The organism is Adhaeribacter pallidiroseus (genome assembly GCF_003340495.1).
GTDB classification, from domain to species: Bacteria; Bacteroidota; Bacteroidia; order Cytophagales; family Hymenobacteraceae; genus Adhaeribacter; species Adhaeribacter pallidiroseus.
This window is the reverse complement of record NZ_QASA01000001.1, coordinates 440,118-452,610: the sequence shown is the minus strand read 5'-3', so window position 1 is coordinate 452,610 and position 12,493 is coordinate 440,118. Positions and strand designations below refer to the sequence as shown.

At 40.5% G+C, this 12,493-nt stretch carries 6 protein-coding genes, 2 rRNA genes and 1 pseudogene; 4 read left to right on the top strand and 5 right to left on the bottom strand.

Going from position 1 to position 12,493, the window contains the following annotated elements; all coding sequences use genetic code 11:
* Window positions 1–38: 38 nt before the first annotated feature.
* Window positions 39–1,064, bottom strand: a complete 1,026-nt coding sequence (locus tag AHMF7616_RS01780; protein WP_115371325.1) for a FecR family protein — start codon at window positions 1,062–1,064, stop codon at window positions 39–41.
* A 588-nt stretch (window positions 1,065–1,652) separates the two neighbouring features.
* Between AHMF7616_RS01780 and AHMF7616_RS01775 the strand changes: the two genes are divergently transcribed.
* Window positions 1,653–2,276, top strand: coding sequence for an RNA polymerase sigma factor (locus tag AHMF7616_RS01775; RefSeq protein WP_115371324.1), 624 nt, complete (start codon window positions 1,653–1,655; stop codon window positions 2,274–2,276).
* Window positions 2,277–2,439: 163 nt separating this feature from the next.
* Here AHMF7616_RS01775 and AHMF7616_RS01770 read toward each other — a convergent pair whose 3' ends face one another.
* On the bottom strand, window positions 2,440–3,459 hold the full coding sequence (locus AHMF7616_RS01770) for a phosphotriesterase family protein (RefSeq protein WP_115371323.1): 1,020 nt from the start codon (window positions 3,457–3,459) through the stop codon (window positions 2,440–2,442).
* A 331-nt stretch (window positions 3,460–3,790) separates the two neighbouring features.
* Complete coding sequence (locus tag AHMF7616_RS01765; protein ID WP_115371322.1) at window positions 3,791–6,817, bottom strand: malectin domain-containing carbohydrate-binding protein; 3,027 nt, start codon at window positions 6,815–6,817, stop codon at window positions 3,791–3,793.
* Window positions 6,818–7,392: 575 nt separating this feature from the next.
* Here AHMF7616_RS01765 and AHMF7616_RS26275 point away from each other — a divergent pair.
* The 3 genes and pseudogenes from AHMF7616_RS26275 (at window position 7,393) to AHMF7616_RS01755 (ending at window position 8,559) form a co-directional block, all read left to right on the top strand.
* On the top strand, window positions 7,393–7,542 hold the full coding sequence (locus AHMF7616_RS26275) for a hypothetical protein (protein WP_158546072.1): 150 nt from the start codon (window positions 7,393–7,395) through the stop codon (window positions 7,540–7,542).
* Between the two features lie 204 nt (window positions 7,543–7,746).
* Window positions 7,747–7,965: pseudogene (locus AHMF7616_RS27890) on the top strand (IS3 family transposase); the annotation flags it as partial.
* A gap of 153 nt (window positions 7,966–8,118) precedes the next feature.
* A complete protein-coding gene (locus AHMF7616_RS01755) occupies window positions 8,119–8,559 on the top strand; it encodes an integrase core domain-containing protein (RefSeq protein WP_158546070.1) in 441 nt (146 codons plus the stop codon).
* A 588-nt stretch (window positions 8,560–9,147) separates the two neighbouring features.
* On the opposite strand, the gene rrf is transcribed toward AHMF7616_RS01755, so the two are convergent.
* Both rrf and AHMF7616_RS01745 read right to left on the bottom strand, forming a co-directional pair.
* A 5S ribosomal RNA gene (gene rrf / locus AHMF7616_RS01750) occupies window positions 9,148–9,259 on the bottom strand.
* Between the two features lie 157 nt (window positions 9,260–9,416).
* Window positions 9,417–12,306 (bottom strand): 23S ribosomal RNA (locus tag AHMF7616_RS01745).
* Between the last annotated feature and the right edge of the window lie 187 nt (window positions 12,307–12,493).

Below are 12,493 nucleotides of genomic sequence, written 5' to 3'. Positions count from 1 at the left end.
ATGGTTTATTTTAGATTATAGTAATTGGTATTTACAGTTTATCTTCCTTTTATCACCAGAACATTGCCGGTTTGAGCAATATCTAGTTGAAAGGACTTGGAGAGCGCTTTTAATAATGTTTCTACATCTTCCACATACACCTCACCGGTTAGTTTCCGGTCCATAATGGCTGGATCATTTAATTTAACCTGGAACCCGTAATTATCTTCCAGCAAAGCCGCTATATCGCGGATAGATGTATCATCGAACAATAACTTTTTATGAATCCAAGAGGAGTATATCAGCGGGTTTACCTTTTTCTTTACAAACTCCTTTTTGTCTAACCGTAATTCTGCTAATTCGCCGGGTTGCATTATGGCAGATTTACCCGGGGCTAGCGTTTGCGCGCTTAACTGCACTTTACCAGAGTTTAGCACTACTCGCGTTTTGGCTTTGCGGTTCGTAACATTAAATTTTGTACCGAGTACTTTTACATCCATATCGCCGGTGTGCACTAAAAACCGGGCGTTGCCTTGGCCGGGCTTTTTTAACACGCTAAAAAAAGCTTCTCCTTCCAACCATACTTCCCGGTCTTTGTTGAAGCTCCAATTATTGATTAAGGTTAATTTAGAATTACCATTCAGCACTACCGTAGATTTATCGGGTAATATAATAGTAGTGGTTTCTCCAAAACCTGTTTGGTATTGCAGTTTGCTGTTGCTCTTATAAAAGTAAAAGCTTGCCGTAGCTACTACCAATAAGCCTACCCATACAGCAGCCATTCGCCAAACTGCGCGCCATTCATCTTTTTTTACCGGAATTATAGCTTCTGCATCTCTAGATTGAGCAATTTTACTGATTACCTGCTGCCAACCTGCATCTATTTTCTGTCGCGAAACCTGTTTCTTTTTAAAAGCAATTCCCCGAATAATTGCGGCAGCTTCGTTAGCTATTGGGCGTTTGTGTGGGTTATTATCTAACCACATTTCCCATTGCAGCATATCGTCTGGTACGGTATTATTTACCCAATTTTTAAAGGATTCATCTTGTATAAAATCCTTTAATTTGTAATCAGAAAATTTCATATCTAATAAATCCACTTCTAAGTAAAGGGTTTGGCACTTCCTGATTGCTTTGCCGCTACTAAATATTATCTTCTTCACTTACCTTTCTTTTTTAATACAAAGCATATTCGGATAAAACTTTACCATACTCTCATAAACCAGAGCACGCTCCCTGAATTGGATACTCTCTTTTTAGAATTTTTTTTATTTTTTTTTAAGTACCATTAATTCCGGTGCGCTTGGCTCTTCTTGTATTTTTTGGTTTTCTACCAAGAGGCAGATATTTTATACCAAGAAAACGCCGAACATTAAATTTTTTAAAAATTACATTTAGATAAGCTACGTTATATAAAGTATTTGCGCAGATTTAGCCGTAGCTTGGCAGGAGAATCATTATTTTTTGCTAAATCAGCAGGATAACTTGTGATATATTACAATAATTTAAATTAAACATCCTTTTACCTAAACAATATTAAAATATTACAAAAAGAATATTGTTGTATTTGATTATATGAAAAGCTTTAATTAATATAGTATTAGTATTTTTCAAATTTGAATTTACATTTTACCTTTTGCCTATTATAAACTATTACGATTTAAACTTGTATTATGCATTTGGTAGTTACCCAACCAAAAGAAAATTACATTGTAGATTATTCTAAGCAACCAGACGCTGAGATTTGGAATGATTTTAAAAAAGGAGAGGAATTAGCTTTCTCTTATATTTACTTCAAGTTTTTTAATGACCTGTATTACTATGGCCTAAAGATTACGAACTCAGAAGCAATTGTACAGGATACCATTCAGGAGCTTTTTGCTTCTCTTTGGAAAAACAAGAAGCAACTTGGCCATGTTCAGGCTATCAAATTTTATTTGCTAAAATCTTTACGCCGGGGAATTATTCGGCATCTGGAGCAAGATAAAAGGTATTATTTACGGGTAAGTATTTTTAGAAGCAAACAACCAAACATTGCGTTCTCGGAAGAAGAAGTAATTATTTTAGAAGAAGCTAGTTCAGAAAAGCGACTGCATATTTCTAATCTGCTGAATACTTTATCGAAGCGCCAGAAGGAGGTTATTTATTTGAAATATTATGAAAATTTAGAATTTGATGAAATTGCGGATTTGATGGCCTTAAACTATCAATCCGTCATTAATCATGTTCATAAGGCATTTAAAAAACTCCGCAAAGACAAAGAATTTACTCGTATTTACTTAGCAGGTAAAATTTAAATTTTTGTGAGTTTAGTTTATCTTAGTTCATAAGCACGTAAACTAAGATATATTAAAACAATACTTAAAGCAGCAAAATGATCATTAACTAAGTAGCATTTTAAAAAGAACACCTATTAACGAATAACTAGTTATTATATAATCTCGACAATTTTTTAAATTTTTACTTTTTTACAGATGTCGAAAATGCCTGTTCAGGGTTAATTACTAATAATTGCTTTATCTCAATTTGGGTAAAGCCTGCTTTTTTAAGTGCGGGTATAAAAGTGGAAAATAATGTTTCGTAGTCCTGAAACGCGCCACCTTGCTTCTCTCCTACGTGATACCATCCAGCATCTTGCGAAATTAGAACCTGGTTCAACAATCCTGCTGCTTTCATGTTTTGTAGGACTTGTACATATTCTCCAGTATTATTTTCGCTTATCCCATCAAACTCTAGCCAAGCTCCTGCTTTAGCTGCTTTTTGATGCCATTGGGTATTTTTTTCATTTTGAGCGTGCACCCAAACAAAAGCTTTTCCGGCTACTCCATGCTGTTGCAAAAGCGCTAGCTGGTCCAAGGCAGCTTCGCCATTCCCGGTGTGCGAGGCAATTGTCAATCCCGTTTTTAGATGTGTAAGAGCCGCTGCCTGCACCAACTTTTGGTTTACGACCGAAAGTGGTCCCTCATCCACACTAATTTTTAAAAATCCAGGCTTAATAGGAGTATTATCTATTCCTTGTTCTGCTTCTACTATCCAACGAGTAGCCAATTGTTCAGCTGTTTCGGTAAAAGCATGCGCCGGCAAGAATTTACCTTGTCTTGCTCCGTAATATCCTGTATTTGTTAAAATAGTTAAGCCACTCGCTTTGCTTAAACGCTGGAGCAACAACACATCGCGCCCCAAATAAGCCGGAGTACATTCAACTAAGGTTTGGCAGCCTTGTTGTTTAATTTTCCGCAGAAAAGGCAATACTTTTACAAAAACCTCGTCGGAATTATAACGATCAGGACTTACCTGATCGGCCCCGATGAAATCAACTAATACATGTTCGTGGGGTAGAGTAATGCCTAGCTTACCCTTTGATACAACCCCATTTACTGACACGATAGTACCTTGCTTTTGTTTTATTTTTAATTTACTAACTGTACACCCTCCAATGCCAGCTAATAACAATACGGCAACAAAGTAAGAACTAATCATTCTTTTTTTAACTGTAATTCACAGAGCTTAAGTAAATTGATCACAGTAATGGATAATCTTGCTTTATGGTCAACTAATAATTTTTAAAATTTTAAAAATACTTTGGCAGGGATTACTTTAAAACTTTGAATTAGCATTCATCCACTTTTTAGATTAATTAATGGCAGAATTGACTGTTACTTTAAGTGCTATTTTGTAGTAGGCTTTTGTATTGTGATTTACTTTACCAGAGGTTATAGATATTTTAAATCTAAGAAATTACTATCAGATATAAAAGTAAAAGGGGCCCAATAGTGGTTCCCTTTTACTTTTATATAGATATTTATTTAAGTTACTTAATTAACAGTTTAGCTTGCGCTTTTTTATTATTTCCTTGGGCGTTGATTAAGTATAAACCAGCAGATAAACGTTGGGTAGCTTGCAGTTGCACTTTGGCTGCTCCAGCTGCATCAGTAGTTACTTGATTATTTTGTACCTGGTGGCCCATTACATCTTGTAAAGAAATGTTTACTTTCTCATTAGAAGCAAAACCTGCTAAATCAATTTGTACGGTTTCTCCTGGTTGAGTTGGATTCGGATAAACCGTTAATTTTGTTAAAGCATCGGGATTGTTAAGTAACGTTTCATTAGAAACAGCAGTAACAATGGCGGCATTTACTCTGTAGATTTCCATTCCGGCAATTGCTACCCGGTTAGCAGTAGGATTAAATTTAACGGAAAGCCCTCCATCCTGAATAACTACTTCAAAATCTTTCACTAAAGCTGCTCTGTAACCCACTTCCCGGAAAATATCAAATGCATTTTGCCGTAATTGGTTTTCAATTGTTGTGCTGAAAACACGGGTTCCTGCCGGACCGTTGAAGAAGTTTTCTACAAAATGCATCCGTACCCAATAAGTTCCGTTTGGTAGTGGCACTTGGTAACGTGTTTCCGCTAAATTGGTAGCTGCCGATAAGTAAGTTTGGTAGAGAACATCTTCATCCGTACCAGCAATTGGGCCGGCAACAACTTGTTGATCCAATTTAATAGATCCTTGCCGGTAGGCTTTATCGGCTTCCCAAGTAGTTCCATTGATAGTTACATTCGCATCGGCGGCTCCTTTTATACGTTTTGCAATTCCGAGAGATCCACTTGCATCATTCGCAATGCCATAAAGGGGAACGCGCAAAGGAGATCCACCTGTATCATAATGTACTAACAAAGCAGCGTTTTTTAAACCTCTGCTAGATGGGCTAAAGTTTACATTTATGTTTGTGGAAACATTTGCGGCCAATGTTGTAGCTGGAGAAACAGCAGTAAATTCATTTAAATTGGGCCCCACTACTTCCACTGCACTAATTTGAGCATTGCCAGCTGATTGGTTCGTTAGTTTTAAAGCTAGAGTTTTAGTCGCACCCGTCTGTAGAGCTCCAAAAGAAAGAGCCGAAGGAGTACTGACAAGAGCCGGTACACTAGCAGGCGCATTCTCTAAACGCACATTACTTATTAAATACACATTGTCCTGATAATCATAATTTGTGTACTCGGTACCTAAGTAATCCGTTCCGAAAATATAAGTATTGGGAATTACTTTCCCATTAGAATCGATCACCTTCCAGAACCGCATACCAATACGTTTCTCAAAGTTTTTATTACGGTCGGAGTAAGCACCTTGTACTAAAAAACCAAATGGTTTCGAAGAATTAAAAGTACCAGAAGCCGCCGTAGTGGCATTGTATTTACGAGGTAATAAAGATTGAGCATCCAGTGCGTTGTGGTAAAATAGGCTTTTAACGCTACCGGTCTGTTTATCATACCATTCAACATTTTCTATTTGCCTGCAGCATCCGTGGTAAGCACCCATTTGGCTTACAACCACTGGTTGACTTGGGTCAGCTTGAACAAAATAATCAGCGGCTACTTCATCTGAATTGGGCACTATGCTTTTACCATCAATAGTTCCATCATTTTGATTGTAACCAGTTTTACTTTTAAATCCAAAAGCCTGAATAATTTCTTGTGCATGAGGTTCATTAACGCCTTCTCCTTTATACTGCCATAGTCCCCTAAGTACTACTTCTTTGTTCGGTGCAAGATCATCATTAGAAGCTATAATAAGTGTACCATTAACAATAGCTACACGTTTACCGGCGTTAGTAGCAATAAACTGAAGTCCTACTTCAGCAGAAGCGCCTTTAACTAATTTAAGAGGCAGTACTGTTCCGGCATCGTAAGCAGCTCCGTTAAAAGTTTCAATTTTCCAAGCGGTAGTATTAGAAAGCGATAAGTTGTTAATAATTAGATCGCCTGTTCCTTTATTACTGATTTTTAACTTAACCCGGTCATGATTCTCATTATAAGGAGTAAAGGTACCATCGGCATTAGTTCTACGCCAAGGAATTTGTACCCGAGAAAAAGTTAATTGATCGGCATACGGTATTTTATCGGGATTTTCTAACACCATGTAAGCATTACTGTTTAATGGGTTAGGTATATCAAAAGACTTAACGTTAAAATTATCAAAAGTGTAAGTAATTGCTGTAGTGGCATTACGATGTGAAGCAAAAATGCCAGTATAAGCAGTACTACTGGTTAAACCCATACCGGATATTCCTAAAGATTTAGTAGAATAAGCCGCACCAACATTTACATAAGTAGTTCCATCAATAGAGTAAAAACCTTCAGCAGTATTTGTAGATGGATCTATTACCAATCGCAATCGTACTGTTTGGCTATTTAAGTTATTGATAATGCCAGTAATTCGTTGATCAGATGTAGTGCTTACATCATTTAGCTCTTTACGCATTTCAACTTTGTTGGCATTTACTACCAATTTAACAAAAGTTTTATCATTTAAACCAACCCATAAACCACCTTGCTCAAACTGAGTGCCGTTATAAGGATTAACTAAAGCTACATCTATTTGCAATTTGCTACGGCTATCTACCCGTACACCTAAAGTATTCTGTTGATTATTACTGGTAGTAGAGGCAATACCTTTATTAGTAACAATTTTTAAAGTTCCAGAACTCAAGGTAAGATTAGCGGGTACATACCCTGGTATACTGGCATTAGCCGGACTTCCATCAGCAGATAAACGAGTACCCGTATAAGTGTCTACCATTGTAAAACCAGTACCTAAACCACCTTTATCCGCAATAGTATTTGCTACACTATTATTAAATGATAAGGAATATGGTAAAGTAACCGTTAACTGGTTACAAGGCAAAGTACTATAAGGACTACAGGGAGGATCAGCTATAACAGCGCTTTTAGCTAATAAATGAGTATTACTGGATAATACCGAAACAAAGGCGAGAAATAATAATCGCCATTTAGTTGAGTAAGCAAATGAGTTAATAGTATAATTCTTTTTCATACTGGCAAAAACTTATTACAGATTGGATATTAGGGATAAAGGAAAAACAAGAGCAGGAAATAAGGTTAATTTAATAAATTTTGAATAAACATATTAGAAGCAATCTAAATAGATTATTAAAGATTAACGGCAATTTAATATTTAAAGTTACACATTAATAATCAGGATACCATATATTGAATCGTAATAAACGCAAATTTTATTCAATCGTATATAAAAAAAATCTAAAAACGCATATATCCTACTGATAATCTTCAACTTGATAGGAAAGCTAAAAAAGCATACTATTACCATGAAAGTCTTTTAACTTCCTTTTATTATTTCTTAAGTTTTAAGAAATAATAAAAGGAAGTTAAAGATGAACTCATACTACATGGTTGAAAGTAGTTTTCAAGCAGGGTTAAGCATTTTTGATAATGTTTATCTTAGAGCATGTTTAAATTACCAGGTAAATATCTTAAAAAATTCCTCATGTATTCTTCTTCTCCACTGTCCTAAACACTTGAACAAATTAAAGCTGGACTTGTTACCATTAAGCGGACAGCGAGTTAAGCGAAAATAAATAAATTAACCGTATGTCACAAGAAAGAAGAACATTCGACAAAGAAATTAAGCTGATGCCGGTGGAGCTCAGCAAGAATAAGAATAACTTAAATGAGTTAGCCAAAGAATTGCGGATAAGAGTAGAGTTAATTTATTCGCTGGCGCACGGAGTCTTTAGATAAGGGGAAATGGGGCTTTCCGGGTCATGGTAAACCGAAACATACGCCCGAATAAGCGGAGATAGCCCTGCTTAAGAAACAACTGCGGGAGAGTAATATTCTAAAAAAGGCTATCAGTGTCTTCTCCAGGGGAGACGGGAAATCTACCAGTTTATAAGCAACCACAGCGCCAGATTTCCGGTTAAGAGGATATGCAAAGTTTTGAAAGTGAGCAGAAGCAGCTATTATGCGTATTTGGAAGGCGCTGTATCCAAAAGAGCGCAAGAGAATAAAAATTTACTGATTTTGATCCAGGAGGTTCATCAGAAAAGTAAACAGTGTTATGACAGTCCGCGGATTTATGAAGCCTTGAAAGCTAAAAAGATGCCAGTGTCCCGACCTAGAGTGGATCGCCTGATGAAGCAGGCTAAGATCAGAGCCCAGCTGAAAAGAAGGTTCAAAATAACCACGGATTGCAAGCACGATTATGCCATGAGTGAGAATCTTATAAACCGCAATTTTACCGCCACAACAACAGACCAAGCTTGGGTATCCGATATTACTTATATCAAAACCTTAACCGGATGATTCTACCTGACGGTGGTACTGGACCTAGCAGACCGAAAAGTTATCGGCTGGGCCTTAAGTGAAACGATAAAAGCAACCGACACCACCGTGGCTGCTTTGAAAAGAGCGATAGGGAACCGGCCGGCAGCTAAACCTTTGGTTTTTCATTCGGGCCGAGGCGTACCGTATGCTTGTGAAGAGTTTAGAAAAGAGCTACAGGCTTATCTTTTGATCCGGCAAAGCATGGGCCACCGAGCCGACTATTGGAATAATGCCGTGGCCGAGAGCTTTTTCAAAACCCTTGAAACGGAAGGAGTGTATGTCAACAAATTTGAAAATCAAAAGTCAGCCGCCAGAGCCATCTTTGCATTTATTGAAATCTGGTACAACCGCGAAAGGTTACATTCCAGTCTTGGCTATCGTACACCTGCCCAAATGGAAGAACTACTAAATCAACAACCTATAACTGCTTAATCTTTTGTCCACTTTTTTGTTGCAAGTCCAAACCTTTATCACTGAACCCAGGGACTTACTACCCACAATTATGTTTAAATAAGCCATTTTTATGTATAACTTTAACCATTTGCCGATAGCATGCTTCTTATAGCCCAGAGTAGCCGTTAACTGATCATAATCTCGCTTCTAGCCGCTTTATTTTGATATAAGTAGTATACCCGTTAACAGGCTTACACCCGCAGATGCCTCATTTTCAGCTATAAAAAGCAATTTCCGATACTTTTTAGTTAAACTATTTCAATTCTACCTATATCACAGCAACAAATAACTACTACAAAATCTACTTTTAGTATTTACTACACTTTCATCGGGTTATTTGTAGTTTTATAATGTTTTTGCAAACTTTATTACCTGATTTTCTTTTGGCAGCGCCAAACTCCTGAACAATTTTCTAAAAAGAAGGGGGTAAAAGAGTAGACTCTGTGGCAGAACAAGCAAGGAGATCTTAAAATACTAAAGAGAAGAGCGGGATGGCTTGCCATTCGAAGGGTTGTAAGGCAAAACGCCCCGGCCTGATTCAAGGCTGGGGCGGAAGGGAAAAAAGGGGGTTGGCGGTTACCTACTCTCCCGCATGTGATTGCAGTACCATTGGCGCTACGGGGCTTAACTGCTCTGTTCGGAAAGGGAAGAGGTGAACACCCGCGCTATAACCACCATTACTATACGTTCCTGTTACCAGGAAAGAAGCGGACTCACGCCGCTTTGATGTTTGAAAGTTCTTAGGCTAGTACATAGTAGCTAGCATATTGTTTAACATAAATAGGTAAGAGAAGCAGAGCTCGAGTAAATCCGAGTGAAAAGGAAACGAAGGGCTTTTAAGAAAGCTTACGGGTAATTAGTACGGCTCAGCTGTGCTATTTCTAGCTTTACACCTACCGCCTATCAACGTGATCATCTTTCACGACCCTTCAAAGAAATCTCATCTTGAGGTGAGTTTCGCACTTAGATGCTTTCAGCGCTTATCTCATCCGAGCGTAGCTACCCGGCGCTGCAGCTGGCGCCACAACCGGTGCACTAGCGGCTCGTCCAACCCGGTCCTCTCGTACTAAGGTCAGGTCCTCGCAAATTTCTTACGCCCACAACAGATAGGGACCGAACTGTCTCACGACGTTCTGAACCCAGCTCGCGTGCCACTTTAATCGGCGAACAGCCGAACCCTTGGGACCTTCTCCAGCCCCAGGACGTGACGAGCCGACATCGAGGTGCCAAACCTCCCCGTCGATATGAGCTCTTGGGGGAGATCAGCCTGTTATCCCCGGCGTACCTTTTATCCTTTGAGCGATGGCCCTTCCATGCGGAACCACCGGATCACTATATCCTACTTTCGTACCTGCTCGGCTTGTTGGCCTCACAGTCAAGCACCCTTCTGCTATTGCACTCTACGCACGGTTACCAAGCGTGCTGAGGGTACCTTTGAAAGCCTCCGTTACTCTTTTGGAGGCGACCACCCCAGTCAAACTACCCACCAAACACTGTTTCCGTTGCCAGATTAGGCTCCAAATAACTCAAGGGTGGTATTTCAACGTTGACTCCACGACGCCTGGCGACGCCGCTTCCTAGTCTCCCACCTATCCTACACATGAGTTATCCAGAGTCAATGTTAAGCTATAGTAAAGGTGCACGGGGTCTTTCCGTCCCGTTGCGGGTACTCGGCATCTTCACCGAGACTACAATTTCACCGAGCTCACGGCTGAGACAGCGCCCAGATCGTTACACCATTCGTGCAGGTCGGAACTTACCCGACAAGGAATTTCGCTACCTTAGGACCGTTATAGTTACGGCCGCCGTTTACTGGGGCTTCGATTCAGAGCTTCGCCTTGCGGCTAACCCCCCTCTTAACCTTCCAGCACCGGGCAGGTGTCAGGCCTTATACTTCATCTTTCGATTTCGCAAAGCCATGTGTTTTTGTTAAACAGTCGCCTGGGCCTTTTCACTGCGGCTTCTGGTATTACTACCAGGAAGCGCCCCTTCTCCCGAAGTTACAGGGCCATTTTGCCGAGTTCCTTGGCCGTGATTCACTCGAGCGCCTGAGGATACTCTCCTCGACTACCTGTGTCGGTTTACGGTACGGGTAGCTTATTAGTAAACGCTTAGCGGGTTTTCTTGGAAGTCGGCTTAGGGTCATATCACCGCCCCCGAAGGGTTGGTGTACTATCAGCTTTCATCATCTCCGGCGGATTTGCCTACCAGAAATATAACTACGGCCTTCAACGTACTATTCCGTCAGTACGCAGACCTTTCACTCCTCCGTCACCACATCACTCTAATAAGCTAGTACGGGAATATTAACCCGTTGTCCATCGACTTAACCTGTCGGTATTGCCTTAGGACCCGACTAACCCTGAACCGATTAGCGTTGTTCAGGAAACCTTAGTCTTGCGGCGGGCAGGTTTCTCACCTGCCTTATCGTTACTTATGCCTACATTTGCTTTTCTCAACGCTCCAGCACCCATGACCAGGTACCTTCTACGCGGTTGAGAATGCTCCCCTACCACAGGTATTGCTACCTATCCATCGCTTCGGTATTATACTTGATGCCCGATTATTATCGATGCCCTGTCGCTCGACCAGTGAGCTGTTACGCACTCTTTAAATGAATGGCTGCTTCCAAGCCAACATCCTGGCTGTCAAAGCAACTGGACCTCCTTTGTTCAACTTAGTATAAATTTAGGGACCTTAGCGGATGGTCTGGGTTGTTTCCCTCTCGGCCTGGGACCTTAGCACCCCAAGCCTCACTGCCGTGTATATTTACTAGCATTCGGAGTTCGTCTGGATTCGGTAGGATGTGACTCCCCCTAGTCCAATCGGTAGCTCTACCTCTAGCAAACTCTTACCACGACGCTGTTCCTAAAAACATTTCGGGGAGTACGAGCTATTTCTCAGTTTGATTGGCCTTTCACCCCTACCCTCAACTCATCCAAATCCTTTTCAACGGAAACTGGTTCGGTCCTCCATGTGGTGTTACCCACACTTCAACCTGGTCAAGGGTAGATCACAAAGTTTCGCGTCTACCCCCCTGACTATGCGCCCTATTCAGACTCGCTTTCGCTGCGGCTCCGATTATCGATAATCTTAACCTTGCCAGAGAGGCGTAACTCGTAGGCTCATTATGCAAAAGGCACGCCGTCAGTCCACGAAAGACCTCCGACCGCTTGTAAGCGTATGGTTTCAGGTTCTATTTCACTCCTTTATTCAAGGTTCTTTTCACCTTTCCCTCACGGTACTGGTTCACTATCGGTCTCTCAAAAGTATTTAGCCTTACCGGATGGTACCGGCAGATTCAGACGGGATTTCACTGGTCCCGCCCTACTCAGGATCCCACTAAGGCTGAAAAACTTACGCTGACAGGGCTTTCACCTTCTCTGGCTTACCTTTCCAGGTAATTTAGCTTCCTTTTTCAGTCCCATCTCGTGGTCCTACAACCCCGTAGTTGCCGTAACAACTATGGTTTGGGCTCTTCCGCGTTCGCTCGCCACTACTTACGGAATCATTCTTATTTTCTCTTCCTCCGGGTACTTAGATGTTTCAGTTCTCCGGGTTTGCCCCCCTTGCGGGGTGACTAGTCTTCAACTAGCCGGGTTGCCCCATTCAGAAATCTCGGGATCACTTCGTATGTGCCAATCCCCCGAGCTTATCGCAGCTTATCACGTCTTTCTTCGCCTTTGAGAGCCTAGGCATCCCCCATACGCCCTTAGTAACTTTCTTAAAAAATCGTTTACTCTTTACTCGTATTTTTGTCTACTCTAGTTTCTTCTCTTACCATTATGTCAAAGAACTTTAGCTTAAGTGGCAGGTTCTAAGTTGCAAGTTACAAGTTATCAATCACTGAATACTCGCTGCTTGCTCCTTTTAAACTGTTCCTTAAATCTAGTAGTAAAGACCCGCTGTCTTT

What these genes read in the sequence shown, in the direction of transcription:
- AHMF7616_RS01780 (WP_115371325.1), bottom strand. Translation starts at nt 1,064, where the DNA reads ATGAAATTTTCTGATTACAAATTAAAGGATTTTATACAAGATGAATCC.
- AHMF7616_RS01775 (WP_115371324.1), top strand. Translation starts at nt 1,653, where the DNA reads ATGCATTTGGTAGTTACCCAACCAAAAGAAAATTACATTGTAGATTAT.
- AHMF7616_RS01770 (WP_115371323.1), bottom strand. Translation starts at nt 3,459, where the DNA reads ATGATTAGTTCTTACTTTGTTGCCGTATTGTTATTAGCTGGCATTGGA.
- AHMF7616_RS01765 (WP_115371322.1), bottom strand. Translation starts at nt 6,817, where the DNA reads ATGAAAAAGAATTATACTATTAACTCATTTGCTTACTCAACTAAATGG.
- AHMF7616_RS26275 (WP_158546072.1), top strand. Translation starts at nt 7,393, where the DNA reads ATGTCACAAGAAAGAAGAACATTCGACAAAGAAATTAAGCTGATGCCG.